The organism is Paenibacillus sp. FSL E2-8871 (assembly GCF_038000345.1).
Lineage (GTDB): Bacteria > Bacillota > Bacilli > Paenibacillales > Paenibacillaceae > Paenibacillus_AQ.
Map to the genome: position 1 here is coordinate 1,731,155 of NZ_JBBOBV010000001.1, position 16,716 is coordinate 1,747,870.

18 protein-coding genes are annotated in these 16,716 nt (G+C 40.9%); 2 read left to right on the forward strand and 16 right to left on the reverse strand.

Translation table 11 applies throughout. From position 1 onward, the window contains the following. Positions 1–2 precede the first annotated feature (2 nt). The 4 genes from NYE25_RS07945 to NYE25_RS07960 form a co-directional block, all read right to left on the reverse strand. Positions 3–710, reverse strand: a complete 708-nt coding sequence (locus NYE25_RS07945) for a CpsD/CapB family tyrosine-protein kinase (RefSeq protein WP_341061078.1) — start codon at positions 708–710, stop codon at positions 3–5. Next, a complete protein-coding gene (locus NYE25_RS07950; protein ID WP_042189097.1) occupies positions 658–1,416 on the reverse strand; it encodes a YveK family protein in 759 nt (252 codons plus the stop codon). Before NYE25_RS07950 ends, NYE25_RS07945 begins: the two co-directional genes overlap by 53 nt. A gap of 352 nt (positions 1,417–1,768) precedes the next feature. Further along, entirely contained in the window at positions 1,769–2,488 is a 720-nt protein-coding gene (locus NYE25_RS07955) for an SDR family NAD(P)-dependent oxidoreductase (RefSeq protein ID WP_076286727.1), read from the reverse strand. 179 nt (positions 2,489–2,667) lie between these two features. Continuing rightward, positions 2,668–3,453, reverse strand: coding sequence for an SDR family NAD(P)-dependent oxidoreductase (locus NYE25_RS07960; RefSeq protein WP_076286726.1), 786 nt, complete (start codon positions 3,451–3,453; stop codon positions 2,668–2,670). Positions 3,454–3,649: 196 nt separating this feature from the next. Between NYE25_RS07960 and NYE25_RS07965 the strand changes: the two genes are divergently transcribed. Beyond that, the gene (locus NYE25_RS07965) at positions 3,650–4,303 is read left to right on the forward strand and encodes a TetR/AcrR family transcriptional regulator (RefSeq protein ID WP_076286725.1); all 654 of its coding nucleotides are present in this window, start codon (positions 3,650–3,652) and stop codon (positions 4,301–4,303) included. A 62-nt stretch (positions 4,304–4,365) separates the two neighbouring features. On the opposite strand, the gene NYE25_RS07970 is transcribed toward NYE25_RS07965, so the two are convergent. The 8 genes from NYE25_RS07970 to NYE25_RS08005 form a co-directional block, all read right to left on the reverse strand. After that, entirely contained in the window at positions 4,366–5,187 is an 822-nt protein-coding gene (locus NYE25_RS07970) for an ABC transporter permease (protein WP_076300880.1), read from the reverse strand. Beyond that, positions 5,184–6,218: an ATP-binding cassette domain-containing protein gene (locus NYE25_RS07975; protein ID WP_339265309.1), complete on the reverse strand. Its 1,035-nt coding sequence runs from the start codon at positions 6,216–6,218 to the stop codon at positions 5,184–5,186. Before NYE25_RS07975 ends, NYE25_RS07970 begins: the two co-directional genes overlap by 4 nt. A 429-nt stretch (positions 6,219–6,647) precedes the next feature. Next, positions 6,648–6,980 carry an ArsR/SmtB family transcription factor gene (locus NYE25_RS07980; protein ID WP_341145627.1) on the reverse strand — a complete coding sequence of 111 codons (333 nt, stop codon included), beginning with the start codon at positions 6,978–6,980 and terminating at the stop codon, positions 6,648–6,650. 1 nt (position 6,981) lies between these two features. Then, positions 6,982–7,404: an SRPBCC family protein gene (locus tag NYE25_RS07985; protein ID WP_076286722.1), complete on the reverse strand. Its 423-nt coding sequence runs from the start codon at positions 7,402–7,404 to the stop codon at positions 6,982–6,984. Positions 7,405–7,522: 118 nt separating this feature from the next. Then, on the reverse strand, positions 7,523–7,888 hold the full coding sequence (locus NYE25_RS07990; RefSeq protein ID WP_341147698.1) for a cupin domain-containing protein: 366 nt from the start codon (positions 7,886–7,888) through the stop codon (positions 7,523–7,525). Between the two features lie 29 nt (positions 7,889–7,917). Next, positions 7,918–8,901 carry an iron-siderophore ABC transporter substrate-binding protein gene (locus NYE25_RS07995; RefSeq protein WP_076300878.1) on the reverse strand — a complete coding sequence of 328 codons (984 nt, stop codon included), beginning with the start codon at positions 8,899–8,901 and terminating at the stop codon, positions 7,918–7,920. An 86-nt stretch (positions 8,902–8,987) separates the two neighbouring features. Further along, on the reverse strand, positions 8,988–9,815 hold the full coding sequence (locus NYE25_RS08000; RefSeq protein ID WP_076286720.1) for an AraC family transcriptional regulator: 828 nt from the start codon (positions 9,813–9,815) through the stop codon (positions 8,988–8,990). 283 nt (positions 9,816–10,098) lie between these two features. After that, the gene (locus NYE25_RS08005) at positions 10,099–10,917 is read right to left on the reverse strand and encodes a MerR family transcriptional regulator (protein ID WP_076300877.1); all 819 of its coding nucleotides are present in this window, start codon (positions 10,915–10,917) and stop codon (positions 10,099–10,101) included. 114 nt (positions 10,918–11,031) lie between these two features. Between NYE25_RS08005 and NYE25_RS08010 the strand changes: the two genes are divergently transcribed. Continuing rightward, complete coding sequence (locus NYE25_RS08010) at positions 11,032–12,540, forward strand: MFS transporter (RefSeq protein ID WP_341145628.1); 1,509 nt, start codon at positions 11,032–11,034, stop codon at positions 12,538–12,540. Between the two features lie 95 nt (positions 12,541–12,635). Here NYE25_RS08010 and NYE25_RS08015 read toward each other — a convergent pair whose 3' ends face one another. The 4 genes from NYE25_RS08015 to NYE25_RS08030 all read right to left on the reverse strand — a co-directional run bounded on the left by NYE25_RS08015 (position 12,636) and on the right by NYE25_RS08030 (position 16,662). Next, a complete protein-coding gene (locus NYE25_RS08015) occupies positions 12,636–13,256 on the reverse strand; it encodes a glycerol-3-phosphate acyltransferase (RefSeq protein WP_341145629.1) in 621 nt (206 codons plus the stop codon). Next, positions 13,256–14,347, reverse strand: coding sequence for a glycosyltransferase (locus NYE25_RS08020; protein ID WP_341145630.1), 1,092 nt, complete (start codon positions 14,345–14,347; stop codon positions 13,256–13,258). The genes NYE25_RS08015 and NYE25_RS08020 overlap by 1 nt, the downstream gene beginning before the upstream one ends. Before the next feature lie 64 nt (positions 14,348–14,411). Continuing rightward, a complete protein-coding gene (locus NYE25_RS08025) occupies positions 14,412–15,614 on the reverse strand; it encodes an MFS transporter (RefSeq protein ID WP_341128540.1) in 1,203 nt (400 codons plus the stop codon). 19 nt (positions 15,615–15,633) lie between these two features. Further along, positions 15,634–16,662, reverse strand: a complete 1,029-nt coding sequence (locus NYE25_RS08030; protein WP_341145631.1) for an ROK family transcriptional regulator — start codon at positions 16,660–16,662, stop codon at positions 15,634–15,636. Positions 16,663–16,716 lie beyond the last annotated feature (54 nt).

The window sequence follows — 16,716 nt, forward strand, 5'->3', positions numbered from 1 at the left end:
CGTTAGACCAACCCTGAAGTTGAGGCCCAATCGGCAAAATCTTCACCGCGAATCTTGTAACGTTTGCTACTTTTTCGATAATTCAAAACCGCTCCCAAAATATGTGCTCCTTGCTGCTCAAGGATCTGTTTTGCAGAGTTGGTATGCTTTAAGAGCACTTTCCCGGATTTTACGACTAACAGTACCCCTTCGGTCATCTTTGCCAAGATAAGGGCATCCGAAAAAGGCATTAACACCGAAGAAGAATCGATGACAATCGTATCAAATCTCTCACTAAGCTCTGCAAATAACCTTTTCATTCCTGTTGATCCTAGTAAGTCGGCTGGATTTGGGGAGATCGGACCCGATGTCATTACAGAAAGTCCTTCTGATCCCTCAATAGGGAAAATACAATCATCCACACGGGTTTGATCCACTAGGATACTACTTAATCCGATCCAATTGGGTAGATCGAATGCCTTATGCACCGTTGGTGTACGCAAATCCCCATCGATCAGCAGCACAGTTTTTCCCGTTTCTGCCATCGCTATGGCCAAGTTCATCGCCACTGTTGATTTACCTTCATTCGGAAGTGAGCTTGTAACTAATAAAGATCGAATTTCTCCACCAACTCGGGTATAACGAATATTAGATCGTATCGTTCGGAATTGGTCACCATTAGATGATTTCGGTTGTTCCAGGCAATACAATCTTGGCGTTTTCTTCTTCATGTCTGCTGGCTCCTTCTACTGAATTGGATTTCGTCTTCTCCCGCCGTTTCCGCGGCTTCAATTTTCCCACCGTTCCCAGAAGAGGAAGCTGCAAATCCAACTGAATATTCTTGGCGCTTTTCACAGGTTTCTCCGCCAATTCCCGTAGAATGGAAAATGCGATCCCAGCAATCAATGCAAGTCCGAAAGCAACGACCATATTGAATACTGGCTTGGGTGAGATCGCCTCGAAAGGAACCTTGGCTCGGTCAAGAAGCACAACATTCTCTACCCCCATAATCGCTTGGATGTTCTCATTAAAGGCCTCACCAAAGCCATTCGCGATATTCGTTGCCCGCTGAGCATTAGAATCCGATACAATTACCGTCGTCACGAGTGACTCGCTACTTGTTCTTGTCTTCACTTTTTCTAATAGTTTTTCAGGGGTCATGTTTAATTGCAGTCTTCTAACGACCTCTTCAGCGATTCTACTGCTTCGGATAATTTCTCCGTAAGTGGTTACTAGTTTTTGCCCAGCCATAATGTCATTGATTGCTTTCTGTTGCCTATCCCCTTGAATAAGAATAGAAGCCGTCGCCTCGTATTTCGGTTTTAAGACATAGTAGCTAACGAAGCTAGCAATTCCGACCGCAACAATACATAATACAATGATGAACAGCAGCCTACGTTTCACTAGTTTCAAAATGCTGCCTAGTTCGAATTCCATCGTTCATTTCTCCTAACCGTTAATGTATTTTCCTCTTCTTCAACAAGTGTTTTATTGTATAGTTATATTCTCGTTAGCCCAATATATGTCCAAAAAAAGTTGGGAATTTATAAGTCTTCTTTTAATAAAACCCACCCGACTCTCTATTAAATCCCAACAGAAATAGGCCGTTTACTAGTAAGATTCTACTGGTAGACAGCCTTATATATTCACTTTTTACTACAACCTAATAATACGTCGTGCTAGTCGGCGCGCTTATGTAGCATTTTTTTGATAACCTTTCTATAATCCAATTATATGGTTTATCTTCATATTGAATCTTAATGAAATCTTAACGGATAAATGAGATTTATTATGCATTCAAATCCGCCATTGCTGGAATATGAATTTCTTTGACACAGGAAGCGCTAGAGAGGTTAACGATACATTTCACAATGGAGACAATGTCCTGAACAGGAATTCTTGTGCCGCTATATTCTGCAATCGCTTTTTCTGCGCCATCCTCATAAGGAATTTCTGCTGCCAGCTCACCCGGATTTACACAAGTTACTGCAATGCCATCCTTACGAACATGCTCACGTAATGCATGTGTAATGCCACGCAGACCGAACTTGGAAGCTACAAATGATACCTGGGCGTTATTGGTATGATCCAGTCCTGCTGTGGAGCCAATTAGAATAATTTTTCCTGCTTCCGATTGGCGAAGATTAGGCAGTACAGCCTGTATGCAGGTAATTGTTGAAGTTATATTCACATTAATAATGTTGGCAATGTCACTCGTCTCATCCTTGTCAAAAGTATAGTGATCCTCAAAACCTTCTTTCTCCCAAATACCCACGTTATAAACTAAAACATCAATCTTCTCCGTTTGAATTCCCTTTGATAAGACTTGTGCGGCATCTGGCTGCGATAGATCTACTGCAATCCATACCCGCTGTATGCCATCATTAAGATCCAGACTGCCCGGTCTGCTTCTGGAGACGATCCACACTCGATCACCATACTCAGGTAAACCTTTCACAAATGCATCTCCCAAACCTTTACTTGCCCCCAAAATTAGATAGTTTCTCATACTGTCGTCCTTTCTATATGCATCATTCTATTTTTATATCATAGTACCATCGAAGGACATGAAGAAGTAGGGTTAAAATTCGGAGTTAGGCAATTAACTTTTGAAAAAAGCCGCTATCATGGAGTAATCCATAGATAACGGCTCTTTATTTTACATCATCGAAGCAAAATGTTGACTTATTAATGTCTAGTACGGAGCATACGTCCAACTAAATAAAGCATTTGTTTACGTGTGAAAAACCGTGACATTTGAGCTGAAATATAGTTTGAAAATCCTGGGACAACAAATGTTTTCTTTGCCTGAAGCGACCGAAGAGCCACTTGAACCACATTTTCTGGAGTATCTCGCTTCCCTACTGATGCTTCATCGGCTCCCACAACATTAAAAAATTCTGTTTCCGTAGACCCCGGACATAACGCAAGAAATTGTACGCCCCGTTTCCGATTTTCCTCCCATAGTGCTTGTGTAAATGATAATACAAAAGCTTTTGTCGCTCCATATACAGCCATATTAGGGAGAGGTTGAAATGCTGCTGTTGATGCAACGTTTATAATCACACCACTTTTTCTTTTTAACATACCTGGCAAAAATAAATGGGTCAGATCTACAACCGCCAAAACATTTAGCATCACCTCTTCATGTTGTCTTGGACCAGACAGTTGTTCAAAAAGCCCATACGTAGCAAAACCTGCATTATTAATCAGAATATCAACGTTCAGACCACGTTCCATACATTGTTGATAGAGCCTGCTAGGAGAACCTTCTTGCGATAAATCAGCAACGATAACCTCCGCTTGAATATGAAATTCTCTTTGTAATTTTTCCGCTAAAGCAATCAATTTATCTTCGGAACGGGCGACTAATATCAAATGACTTCCTTTGGCTGCAAGTTCTCGAGCAAACGCTTCACCTATTCCTGAAGAAGCACCTGTAATCAACGTCCATTTATTTTGAATTGTAATCATTGCTATCATCTCTCCCTTTAATGACCATCTAGAAACAGTGTTTCAATATGAATCATTGTATCCAAGTGAGGTTGCGTTGTCAAATAAAATTCTACATTTAATTATTGGCTATTTCTCTTCTACATCAGTAAAATAAGGTTTAGAAATAACGGCTATTTGAAAAAGCTAAAGTAAAGTTCTAAGGAAGTGAAACTACATGCAAAAATCGTCCAAAATATCTTCTATAGATGCTCAATCCGTTACAACCTACCCAAAAGCAAAACTACAGCATGCAGAAATATTAAGACTGAATATTATCGAAGCCGCTGCGGCCATTATGCATGAATCCGGACCTGAAGGTGTAACCATTCGCAAGGTTGCTGAAAAAATGGAATGTCCCACAAAAATCATTTATAACTTGTTTGGAAACAAGGAAGGTTTAGCGAAGGAGCTTTTTCTGCAAGGGTGTAAATTGTTGGCCGCTGCCTTTCAAGCGGTTCCAAAACAAGACAATCTAAATTTATATCTTCGCGATCTTGGACAAGCTTATTGGGATTTCTCACGGAATCATACCAGCTATTATATGGTTATGTTTGGAGGGGCTTTTAGCGAGTTCAAACCGGAGGAAGAAAGTTTACATGCTATCTTCACGGCACTTCAACAAGTAATAGCCCTTATTACAGAAGCCATCGAACAAGGGTTTATTGAGGAGAAAGATCCCCTCCTTGTTGTGAATCTGGTGTGGGCATCGTTGCATGGCGTCATTCATCTGCATTTGGGGGGACATATTCAAAATGAGGAAGCTGCTAAAACATTGTATGATAGATCAGTATCCAATTTAATCCATACGTTCTTTAGAAGCGATAATTAAAAAAGAAGCTTTTTTGCGGCTAATACAAAAAAACGGCATTTCTGCCGTTTTTTCATTTCATATTATGTCCGGCGCATATAAGCACGAACTGTAATTGGTGCAAAAATCGCAACGATGACAGCTGCTCCGATCAAAGAGATTACGAAATCCCAGCCTACGGTACCATTGTTAGTAAGCTCCCGCACCGCGGTCACCAAATGTGAGATCGGATTGACTTTAACAAACCATTGAAGCCAGCTAGGCATTGTATCTACCGGTACGAATGCGTTAGACAGAAACGTAAGCGGGAACAGCACAATCATCGAGATCCCTTGTACACTTGAGGCTGTTCTTGCAATGACACCAAAGAAAGCAAAGATCCAGCTAATCGACCAAGCACAGACAATAACAAGAAGTGCCGCTACAGCAACATGCCCCAGCCCTCCCTCGGGCCGTAATCCCATAATATAACCCATGGTGAAAGTGAGCACAGTCGCTATCGTATACCGAATCGTATCTGCTAATAGAGCACCTGCTAACGGAGCTATCCTTGCAATTGGCAGTGATTTAAATCGGTCAAACACACCTTTATCCATATCCTCACGTAATTGAACTCCAGTAACGATCGAAGTAGTAATTACGGTCTGAACGAGAATACCAGGAATGATAACAGGCAAATAGCTAGCAATGTCACCAGAGATGGCTCCACCAAAAATATAGGTAAACATCAGAGTAAAAATAATAGGCTGAAGCGTAACATCGAATAATTGCTCAGGTGTTCGCCGTATTTTTAGTATACCTCTATACGCCATTGTGAATGAATTTCGTATACTCTGTCTGAGACTCGTATGGTTTTTCAATTGTCTTGTAGTTCCTGAGTTTATTGCAGAAGTTCTTGTACTCATACTCTTACTGCCTCCTTCTTGTTTGACTGCCCAGACGCATTTGAAGCGTTATCTGTTACACCCTGACCCGTGATTGTTAAGAATACTTCATCAAGTGTTGGTTTCTGCACACTCACCTCTGCAAGTGGAATGCCTGCTTCGCGCAGAGCAATAAGTAGGTCAGTCACTAAATCCGCGTTCGCCATCGGTGCAGAAATCTGCCCTTCCTCCAACGAAGACACATTGGATTGGACATGCAGAACATGTTCTACAAGCTGACGAGCTTGTTTAAAATCCTTTAGCTCTCGGACCTTCAATAGTAAAGATGTGGTACCCACGGATGATTTCAGCTCATCCACAGTGCCCTCGGCGACGACTTGCCCACGGTCAATAACTGCCACCCGGTCTGCAAGTTGATCTGCTTCTTCAAGGTACTGCGTCGTTAAAAGAACTGTTGATCCTGTATTCACCAATCGGCGAATCGTATCCCACATCTGTGAGCGTGTACGCGGGTCAAGCCCTGTAGTTGGCTCATCCAAGAAAATCAACGGTGGCTGAGCAATTAGGCTTGCTGCCAGATCCAGACGACGACGCATACCACCAGAGAAATTTCTTAGTGGACGCTTAGCCGCCTCTGTCAAACCAAACTCTTCAAGCAGTTCAGCAGCTTTTTGTCGTGCCTCCGCGCGGCCAAGTCCTAACAAACGCGAGAAGATGATCAAATTTTCCGTAGCACTAAGTGACTCATCTACCGAGGCGTATTGTCCTGTCACACCAATTAATTGCCGCACTATCTGCGATTCCTTCACTACATCATGTCCGAAGATTCGCGCTGAACCTGCATCAGGGCGAAGTAAGGTCGCCAGCATCCGTATGACGGTAGTTTTTCCGGCTCCATTTGGACCAAGAACTCCATAGATCGTACCTGCTTTTACGTTTAAATTCACCCCATCCACAGCGCGATTGTCACCAAATGTTTTGACGAGTCCACGCGCCTCGACGGCCCAATCTCCAGGGTTGTGCTCAATTATTTTTTTGCGTTCATTAACCATTACAATTCCTCCAACGTTTTAGTTTGTATTGTGATACTAACTCCCTTTTATAAACTGAATTTAAACGAAGGTTTAAACTGAGTTTATAAATGAGATATGCTTTCCGTTGAAAGCTATCCTGTAAATGCAGAAATAACGGTGTAGCTCAATGCTACGCCGTTTATTCTTTCAAAAATGCTTCTGCCTTGTCCTTATGTTCATCTGGAATGCTAACGGACTCCATGGAGCTTTATCGGACTGCAAGTACACAATATTGCCCCTGATAATGATGATTAACGTCTCTCTAGTCCACAACTCGCCCCAAATGCCTCAAAATGAGCAAATAGCAGTTCATATGTATATACGAATCCATTATATCTGTTTCATTTAAATATTTTTGTACTATGCATCAAAAAAACCGAGAAGCGCGATTTCACGCCTCTCGGTTTATCATTCATTGTTATGATCTGCTTCAACAAATTCTTTAAGCGCAAACAGTTTATTAGCCCAGTATTGTTCAAAAAAGGTAAGCCAATCTTGAAGCTCCAGTAGAGGCTCAGGCTGAAGCTTGTACCGAGTCTCCCGACCGACTTTCTGACTGCTAACAAGCTGCGCATCGGACAATACTTGTAAATGCTTGTTAACAGCGGTTCGGCTGATCGGGTAGCAGTCCGAGATGGATGCTATGGACATTTCCTTATTAGCAAGCAGCTTTAGCAGACTGCGGCGGGTAGGATCTGCTATCGCTTGAAATACATCATGTCCAGATTCAGCGACTGGCATCTTAAACCTCGATATAAGCAGGAAGTTTTTCTTGGACGATTTTCTCCCAGCCGCCGTTCATAAAGCCACGAACGATTGGATGCGGTTGACCAAATTCAGTTACCTTTTCAGGGTCCCATCCAGAGTGAATCACGGTGAACTCCGTCTTCCCATCAATTTCTTTCAATTCAAAGGCAAGATGCCAATCCTTCCCCCAATTAAAACCAACACGGTTCGGCTCATCAATCTCGGTAACTTTACATGGGGAATCCCCGAATTGTCCAGCATGTAGAATGAACTCATGACCTACCACTGGCTCGAATGTACTTGGCATCCACCAGGCAGCTATTCCTTCAGCAGTGGAAACAGCTTTCCATACTTTTTCAATGGGCGCATTGAGTGTAATTGTTTGACGAATATCTTGTAGTGGTCCTTGAGTTTGCATAAATTTCCTCCAAAATTCATTTTAATGTAACACCTTCTGGTTTCGTTTTTATTATAACACCATTTGGTGTTATGTCAATTTGCAGAAACCTAAAGAGAATAGCGGAGGAAAGCCTTAACTAGATCCAAGTATTATTGGCTGCGGTTAATTCGGATTCAGTACCGCCAGTGTTTACTACGCTTCTAGGCTCCACCAACATGATATGGCATTCCTTTTCGGCAGAAGGCTTCATCTCGACTCCCTTTGGGAGAATAAACATCTCACCCTTGGAGATTTTAACCTGACCATCACGGAAATCAATGATCATCTCCCCTTCGAGCGTAAAAAATACCTTATCGGTATCTTGATGAACATGCCATTCAAAATCCCCAGTGATCTTAATAAGTTTAAATTGATAGTCATTCATTTCACCAATGACTTTCGGAGACCAAAGGTCGTTAAATTTAGATAACTTATCGTTCAGATTAATAGCTTGATAATGGATAGTAATCACTCCTTATTTTCCTCAACTTATTAGAGCTTAAGCAAGGCTGATAATATATTTTGTAAAGCGTAATCAATAGCTAATGGTCCACCAGTAATAGCGGAATTATCCATTAAATAGACATTGCCTTTCTTTACGGCATTCATAGCATTCCACACATTACTTTGTTTTAAGTTATTCATTAATTCCTCCTTTTTTGTAATGTCACCAATAAGGAAAATATGGTCTGCTTGAACAGTTGATATTCCTTCAAACGAAGTAAATTCATTATTATTACCTGCATATGTATCATCCGGTGTAAGCCCCAGTCCCTTTTTTTTATCAAAAGCAAGTTTATAGACCGGATTCCCTTCACCTAGAACATTAAAAGTTTTTCCATCCCAAGACAATATAAGCGATACTGTCTCTCTTTCCATCGACTTTAATGTTTCACGCCCAGTTGTAATATCTTTCATCATTTTATCAATTACTTTTTCCGCTTCGTCTTCTTTTCCAATAATCATGGCTACTGTACGGAGTCCATATTGCCAATCTTCATAGATGTCCTTGTATTTTAATGTAATGACTGGTGCAATTTTATCTAGTGAATCATACACTGCTTCATGATGCTCTGTTGCTAAAATATAATCAGGATTAATAGATAGAATTTTCTCAATGCTAGGAGACACTTTATCTCCTAGTTCTTCAGCTGAATCCAGCTTTCCTTTTAAATAAGATAAAGAAGATAGATAATCTTTTTCTGTAGATGCAACAGGTGGCTCACCTAATGCAACTAATATTTCAGGATAAAAATACCATAGCGAGGCTATTTTTTCCGGTTTTTTCTCGATAACAATTTCTTTACCTAAGGCATCCTTAAATGTTCTTGGCCAATCAGCTGCATCTACATTAACTGCTGTTGAAGATACGCCTTCTTTAGTTGATTCTTTATTTTCAGCAGGTGTTTCAGTACAACCCGCTAGTATACCTGCTAATAATAGTGTTGCGACTAGCAGTCCTCTAATCTTTTTCATACGAAATTCCTCCAACATAATGGTTTCTTTGCTTAACCATTATTATAGTAAAGTACTTTTTAGATAAGAATGGATGCAGGTTGAATTTACCATGGATTATTGATGAACTTCTCTCGATATTCGGTAGGTGAAATGCCACATTGTTTTTTGAACACTCTACTAAAATAAAAGGGGTCAGCCATTCCAACGGTTTGCGCAATTTGTTGTACAGGCGCATCACTTGTAAATAGCATTTCTTGCGCTATATTTATACGATATTTTAATAAATATTCTGCTGGTCCCATACCGGCATGTGTTCTAAATACGTAAGAAAGTCGATTTCGATTAACGTTATTTTGTTCTGCAAGCGAAGCTATTGTAAGACTTTGATAATAGTTTTGATGAATATAATTAGATACCCGCTCGAATAAAGTATGTGATTCACAGCTATCTTCCCTATTAATAACACATAATAAGGCCTCATTCAGCACTTCGCGAAACAGCATTTCAGTCTGAAACATCGATATGCCTCCACGCTGATTATACACATGCCAAAGACGCATAATTAATTCAATAAGACGAGGAGATTGACCTGTTAATAATTCAAAATGCTGATGAGAAAAGCTTGACTCTTTTAGTTCTGAGTTACATATCCGATATTGAACAAGAATATATTCCCAATTGGTTCTACCTAACATTTTTTGATCTAATTTCATTTTTGCACCCCCATGCACAACTTTTCCAGGCGAAAAGATATAAGGCGTGCCATTAAATTTAAATTTAATCTTTCCTGTAAGTGGAAACACAAATCCAGGAAAAGAATCTGTATAGTCAGCGTAAGGCACACCTGGATTTTCAGCATATCGATATACTCCTTCTACTTGGAAAGGAGTGTGTGCAAAATGCTCTGCTAATTGATTAACATCTATTTTCACAATGCATACCTCATTTCAATAGTAGTCTCTTCTATGGATAATCATCAACAAAACTCAATCATAGTGCACCAGCTCAGAGGCATTGGCGTCGGTAAGGTGAGCATAAGGATTCACGCCTGTTTACACATTAATAATAATGATTATCATTGTCAATCAATATAGATAATAAAAATGTCGCATCTGGCTAATGCTCAAGCCATCAGGTATCCATAAAAAAAACGCTTGGAATCCCAAGCGTGTCAATTTGTAAGCCAATTTTAAAGTCAATCCAATGCTCTAAACCTCAAAAGGTTTGGATCGCAATTTGAATAACATACTTATCCGGATCCCCTACAGCTAAATAACTAAGCAATTCATACTCATAAGCGTTTCCGGTTATGTGTAAATCATTTTCAGCAATATAAGACTTTAGCTTCTCATAGGACGCAGGTAAGGTTTCATAAGATCCCTTGTGATTCATGATCAAATATTTACCCTTTGGCTTAATATAAAGTAATTCACCGTTATGCTTTTCATTGATTTTATTACAATAATAATCCGGGTCATAGTCACCTTCTTCCAAACTGCTTTTACAAATAATCGAACCTATCGGAAAGTCATATTCAAGATGATGTTCATCGCAATAATCGAAGATTCGATATACTTTTCGTACATGATCCTTCTCACCCTTCTCCTTCGAGAGTCTAACCGCAATAAAATACTCTTCATCACATTCCTCGACCCAGGGTTCTCCACAATCAACGTAGAGCGCACGATTCGTATTATCTATAGCCCCTTGTAAAAGCCTCTGCATTCGCTCTAACTTTTTTTGTTCATCAACCAACTGCAGCTGTTTTTGCTTAAGCATGGATAAAAAATGCAATGTGTTTTGATCTTGTATATATTCTTTGATCTCATTCAACGGCGTTCCTGTCCCTTTTAGTACGGCAATAATATCGAAGGTATAAAACTGCTTATAGGAATAATAACGATATCCGTTTTCCTTCACGATCTCCGGTTTTAATATACCAATTTCATCATAATGGAATAACGTATGCTTCGTTACCCCACATACCTTTGCGAACTCACTCGTCGTAAAGTATTGATCATAATCAATAGACATTCAAATCACTCCTCTTGACTATCGGGTTACCCTATACCTCAAAGTACAATAACGGAACACCATTACCTTGTCAAGGTAACGTTATTAGCTACTATCATCTTAGGAGGATTACCCATGTTTTCATCAAATCTATCTAAATTTCAACGCTGGATCGTGCTGGCGATTGTGTCCAGCGCACTCTTTATGATCGTCATCGACATGACCGTACTTTATTCGGTTCTACCACGACTTACGCATGATCTTGCTGCTTCTGCATCGGAAAAACTATGGATCGTAAATATTTATCCACTTGTAATGGCAGGATTATTACTCGGTCTTGGCACACTAGGCGATCGTCTTGGGCATAAAAAACTCTTCGTTATGGGACTTACTATCTTTGGGTTGGCTTCATTAATCGCCGCCTACGCGCCGACACCTCTCGTGCTTATTGCTGCGCGTACCCTACTAGCTATTGGTGCAGCCATGATGATGCCCGCAACACTCTCCATTATTCGAACTACCTTTTCGGATGAGCGTGAGCGTTCACTAGCCGTAGGTATTTGGGCATCTGTCTCCTCTGTGGGAGCAGGAATGGGTCCACTCGTTGGTGGTTTTTTACTGGAACATTTCTGGTGGGGATCGGTGTTCCTCATCAATATTCCTATAGTTATTCTTGCACTGATCTTGGCCATCTTACTAATCCCAAACCTTAAAGGGAATAAGAATAAGAAATGGGATTTCATTGGTTCCGTTCAAATTATGATTGGTCTGGTTGCCCTTGTTTATGCAGTTAAGGAGATCAGCAGACGTGAAGGTTCAATTTCCATCGCTGTGTTATCTGCCGTGATTGGTGTCGTAGCTATGATCATATTTATGCGCCATCAACGTAAGAGCCAGAATCCATTAATAGATTTTGCACTATTTAGAGACTCCCACTTTACTACTGGAGTGGCTACAGCTCTATTGTCTTGTTTCGCACTTATTGGAATGGAATTGATCGTGACTCAACGGCTCCAGCTTGTTCTTGGATATACACCGTTGGAAGCAGGCTTGTACGTTGTATTCACTTCGATAGCGTCCTTCATCTCAGGGATACTCATCGGACTTGTGTTGCATCGAGTGGACAAAGTAAAAGTACAGTGGGTCTGTCTGTTAGTGTCAGGTATAGGAATGGGCACCCTTCTACTCTTCCATGACGGAAATATATTGTTACAATTCGCAGCCTTAATGATTCTGGGTGCAGGTCTTGGGGGAGCCATGACTGCCGCCTCAAATTCAATCATGCTAAATGTCCCCGTCGAAAAAGCTGGCATGGCCGCATCTATAGAGGAAGTATCGTTCGAACTCGGCAGCGCCCTAAGTATTACACTTCTGGGCAGTCTTTCGTCATTCATCTATACAGCATCATTAGTTCTCCCTGATGAACTAACAGTCCCGCCGATCGTTCGCGACAGCCTTGACGAGGCTCTTCTAGCCGCAGAAAATATGCCTTCTGCTGCTGGATCCGCGCTCGTTGAAGCCGCACAATCAGCTTTTGATAAGTCTTTTATTGTTGTCCTTGCCACTGCCACAATCCTTCTTTTAGCTTCTGCGTTTATTATCCGTGCTGTGTCAAAACGTAAATCCTCAATCCTAGAACACTAATATTAGAAAAGACGAAGCTACTGCTTCACCAAACAAGGGTGTCTCAACAGCTATGCGATAGCTGCTGGGACACCCTCGTTTATACGAAGCCTATATTATGTTCCTTTTCGTTTCCTTGATGAATACTTCCTTACCCACACTGCAAATTCTAACCTGTGCGTATACACAAGAATCACAAAACTTCCAAACCATACCCATAAGATAGGAGCAGACCAATTACTAATGTACAAAAAAACGGAAAGAAGCAGCATTCCGCTAACTACTTGCACACCATCCGATACAGGTGAATTCCCTCTGCTTTTGAACCAACTGCTGAGCATTTTCAGCACTGCTAAAATGACTGCTAGCGCTAAAGAAGCTTTGAATCCTGTCAATGCACTCCATACCCCAAAGGTTACGGCAATTGCCTTCCCACCTTTTCCTTTAAGAAAGGGAGAGAAGGCATGACCCGCAATGGGAGCTACGGCTAACGGAATAATGAAATACCCCTGACTATAATGACTTCCCATTACCCATAGAAGTGGTAGATACCCTTTTAAAAAATCCAATATAATCCCCAATATGCCGAATTTATAGCCTGACGACTTCCATAGATTCAAAGCCCCCGGATTACCGTCGCCAATGTCTTTCAGGTTCTTTTTACGCGCTAGACCAAGCCAATAGGAAAACATAAGAGATCCCGACAAAAATAAACCCGCGACCCACAATATGATCATTAGTCCCTATGGCCTCCCACCTGGATATGCCTTCCTTTCCAGCTTACATGCCTCAGAAAAACAACCTGATAAATCGAATACAGCATGATCAAGATAAAGAAAACAGTTGCCACCACGTGAAATACAGGAATAACGATGCCAAATACACCTACATATTTTATAAAATAAAAGAGCTGGAACATATAAAGGAGATAACCGATCAATAAAGGCATAAACCATGAAGTATTCGCAAAAATAAACACGGTTTCTGAGATGATGAGTCCGATCACCCAAAGCGCGATTGGAATAATTGTCCGCGGACTTATCGTTGAAGTGCTTAAGACAGCCCCTTTACTGAACCCTTCAATTTCACTTTTGATTCCCTTCGGATACATGCGAAACGATACTAAGCCATACCCGATATAATTGGTGATCGGAACACCTGCCGCAATAAATTTTTCTCCTAAAGACAAATCATCCAGTACTTCAGATCTAATGCTTTGATGGCCATTAACTTTTTCATAATCCTGCCTTAATGCTAGAATACACGAGCCGTACAGCCCTTTTTTGGCGTTATTCCTTTCAAAAACTGAGGTGAATGTGAAGATCCCCAGCATATTCATGATTAGGGCGAGCTTCTCAAACAGCTTTTCTGTATGATGAAAAGGAACTACCGAAATGACGCCTTTCGATAGCTCCCTTGCTTTTAATAATGTAGCCAAGGCGTTAGGCTTTAATCGGATATCCGCATCCAAAAAAGAAAAAATATCGCCCGAGGCCTGTAAATATCCATTCCATACTGCCCAGCTCTTACCCGTCCACCCCTCAGGGAGACTGCTGTTCGCAATAACCTTAACTCCATAGCTCTCAGCAATTTCTTTGGTCCGATCCTCCGAGAAGTCATCTACAACAATAATTTCATAGGGTGTAATGGTCTGAGACTGAAGTGAATCGAGCAGAAAACGCAAATTATATTCTTCATTCCTTGCGGGAATGATGATGGACAATTTCTCCGGTCCTTGAATAGGCTCGTGATAAGTGGTCAAAGTATTCTTTCTGAACAAAATAAAACCGGAGAGACATCCAACGCCTATAACCATTAACAACCACATTACGGTTCCCCCCTTCTACATCTATATATATGAAGGGTTAGTCCGTAATATATTCAATTCAAATTTAACCTACATTTACTTTAGCTGAGTATTTATTAAGCTTTTCTGTACATAAGAGCATGACGATAGCGAAAAAAACGATCATCGCAGGGAATATACCCAGCGTAAAATTCGATGCAAGTAAGCCGATAAAAGGCGGCATCAGCGTGGTACCGGTATAAGCCGTTGCCATCTGAAAGCCCATAATCGACTGGGCGTGCTTCTTCCCGAAACGTACAGGAGTTTCATGTAGCATACATGGAAAAATGGGGGCTAAGCCCAGACCTATAATCATAAAGCCTACCAGCGAAACTATCGTTGGAAGCGGTAATACTAACAGCACTGTACCGATTAATGCAATGAGTTGGCCATATCGTATTAGCTGTTTATTACTCATTCTAAACGTAATGAATCCCGTCACCATTCTGCCGAAGGTAATCCCTAGATAAAAAACCGATACCCATGTCGCTGCAGTGGATGCAGGGATGTCCTTGATATTTACTAGAAAGCTGCTCCCCCATAATCCCATACTCGTTTCGATGGCAGAATAAAATAAGAAGGTTAACATCGCAAGCTTAACCCCTCTTAGCTTCCAAGGTTTTGTGTTCTCAGCAGCTTGCTCTAGCTCCGGATCATTGAACTCATGCTCACTTTCAGCATTCGGGCTGCTATTGTTTCCAGCCACTCTATCCCATAAAGGCAGCGTAACGAAGAGAATTACAACTAAGCTCAATTGAATATAAGCAACCGTAAGATAACCTTCTCGCCATAGACCTTCACCAGAGATAAAAGACCCCATAATAATCGGACCCAGCGTCGCGCCCACTCCCCAGAAACAATGTAACCAGCTCATATGATGGGCTTTATAGTGCGTAGCAACATAACTGTTTAATCCAGCATCTACAGATCCCGCACCTAAACCGAGTGGAATCGCAGCAACAATTAGCCAAACTAATGAAGGTGACCATGCAAAACCAAATAAAGCTACAGCCGTCATTATACAGCTTACAAGGGTCACTTTCCCCGTACCAAAACGTTTAAGGATTGTACCACTCATCAAACTGGAGACAATTGTGCCTACTGCAATAACCATTGAAAGGATTCCAGCAGTACCTAATGAGGCATTTAGATCTATTCTCATTACCGGCCATGCGGATCCAAGTAATGAATCTGGCAGTCCTAAACTAATAAATGCTAAATAAATAATAATAAGAAAAAAAGTAGCCATCGTTATCTCCTTAAGGGTTCTAATCTATTTGTTGTGAAACTAATAAACCTAATCCAAGACTTTGTAATCCATTCAGATAATCACGCTTCAAGTCACTTACCGCTAATTCCGGCAGATGTTCCTTAGGAACGTATGTAGCAGTTCGCTCAGCGATTTGATTAAGCATAGCTGGAGCTAATTCATCCTCACAAAAAATAATATAATGCGGATTCAAAATAGAGGTCATAGTAGCCACTAACCGACTAATCGCATCTACTTTATGATCCGACTGCATGCTTGATCCACCTTGATCTCCAGTTAATGCTTCTATGAAATTTCTATTGTCATACTGGGGCATATATTGAACTTCCCCTGAAAAAAACGTCTTTCCCCGAACAATTTCACCATTAACGGCTATCCCAGCTCCCGGTCCGTTTTTCCCTAAATACAGATACATCAAAGAAATATTCTCCTTCAAATTTCTTTGCGCCATATAACCGATTACAGCGGCATTCATATCATTTTCCACGATTGTCGGGATAGAGAGCTGATCTTCTATACATCTTTTCAAATCTAGATTCTGATATTTCGCATAACCTGGGATCAGAAAAATCTTCCCCTGTTTCACCGCGCCTGGAACACCAATCGCTACAGATTGAATCTTAGGATTAGCCTTTTTTTCACCTTCGATAAGCGAGACCAGTGAACTAACGTCTTCCTCAAGAATACTAGGTAAACTCCCTTCTTTTACAACATCGCCAATGCAATTATAGATCGTATAGTTCGTTTCATTTTTTTCCAAAAAAATAGCCATTCCTAATCGGTAATTCGGATTATAGGCGTATCTTATTGCCCTTCTTCCGCCACTAGACTCATCAAGGCCAATGATCGTTACTTCCCCAGTCTCTTCCATCTGCATTAGAAATTTACTGATCGTTGGAAAACTGTATTGTAATCTTTGACTTAACTCCGCCTTCGTAGCCCTTCCTAATTCTAATAATGCTGTTCGAATATTTCGAATAATTTCAGATTTGAGTTGCTGTGAAGGAAGTCTTTTATCACTTGCCATGGCTCTCCCACCTATAGTCATACTGACTTATTAAATGCATTTAATAAGTCAGTA

Excerpts from the sequence above, each read along its gene's own strand:
- NYE25_RS07945 (WP_341061078.1), bottom strand. The coding sequence starts at position 710 with ATGAAGAAGAAAACGCCAAGATTGTATTGCCTGGAACAACCGAAATCA.
- NYE25_RS07950 (WP_042189097.1), bottom strand. The coding sequence starts at position 1,416 with ATGGAATTCGAACTAGGCAGCATTTTGAAACTAGTGAAACGTAGGCTG.
- NYE25_RS07955 (WP_076286727.1), bottom strand. The coding sequence starts at position 2,488 with ATGAGAAACTATCTAATTTTGGGGGCAAGTAAAGGTTTGGGAGATGCA.
- NYE25_RS07960 (WP_076286726.1), bottom strand. The coding sequence starts at position 3,453 with ATGATTACAATTCAAAATAAATGGACGTTGATTACAGGTGCTTCTTCA.
- NYE25_RS07965 (WP_076286725.1), top strand. The coding sequence starts at position 3,650 with ATGCAAAAATCGTCCAAAATATCTTCTATAGATGCTCAATCCGTTACA.
- NYE25_RS07970 (WP_076300880.1), bottom strand. The coding sequence starts at position 5,187 with ATGAGTACAAGAACTTCTGCAATAAACTCAGGAACTACAAGACAATTG.
- NYE25_RS07975 (WP_339265309.1), bottom strand. The coding sequence starts at position 6,218 with ATGGTTAATGAACGCAAAAAAATAATTGAGCACAACCCTGGAGATTGG.
- NYE25_RS07980 (WP_341145627.1), bottom strand. The coding sequence starts at position 6,980 with ATGCCAGTCGCTGAATCTGGACATGATGTATTTCAAGCGATAGCAGAT.
- NYE25_RS07985 (WP_076286722.1), bottom strand. The coding sequence starts at position 7,404 with ATGCAAACTCAAGGACCACTACAAGATATTCGTCAAACAATTACACTC.
- NYE25_RS07995 (WP_076300878.1), bottom strand. The coding sequence starts at position 8,901 with ATGAAAAAGATTAGAGGACTGCTAGTCGCAACACTATTATTAGCAGGT.
- NYE25_RS08005 (WP_076300877.1), bottom strand. The coding sequence starts at position 10,917 with ATGTCTATTGATTATGATCAATACTTTACGACGAGTGAGTTCGCAAAG.
- NYE25_RS08010 (WP_341145628.1), top strand. The coding sequence starts at position 11,032 with ATGTTTTCATCAAATCTATCTAAATTTCAACGCTGGATCGTGCTGGCG.
- NYE25_RS08015 (WP_341145629.1), bottom strand. The coding sequence starts at position 13,256 with ATGATCATATTGTGGGTCGCGGGTTTATTTTTGTCGGGATCTCTTATG.
- NYE25_RS08020 (WP_341145630.1), bottom strand. The coding sequence starts at position 14,347 with ATGTGGTTGTTAATGGTTATAGGCGTTGGATGTCTCTCCGGTTTTATT.
- NYE25_RS08025 (WP_341128540.1), bottom strand. The coding sequence starts at position 15,614 with ATGGCTACTTTTTTTCTTATTATTATTTATTTAGCATTTATTAGTTTA.
- NYE25_RS08030 (WP_341145631.1), bottom strand. The coding sequence starts at position 16,662 with ATGGCAAGTGATAAAAGACTTCCTTCACAGCAACTCAAATCTGAAATT.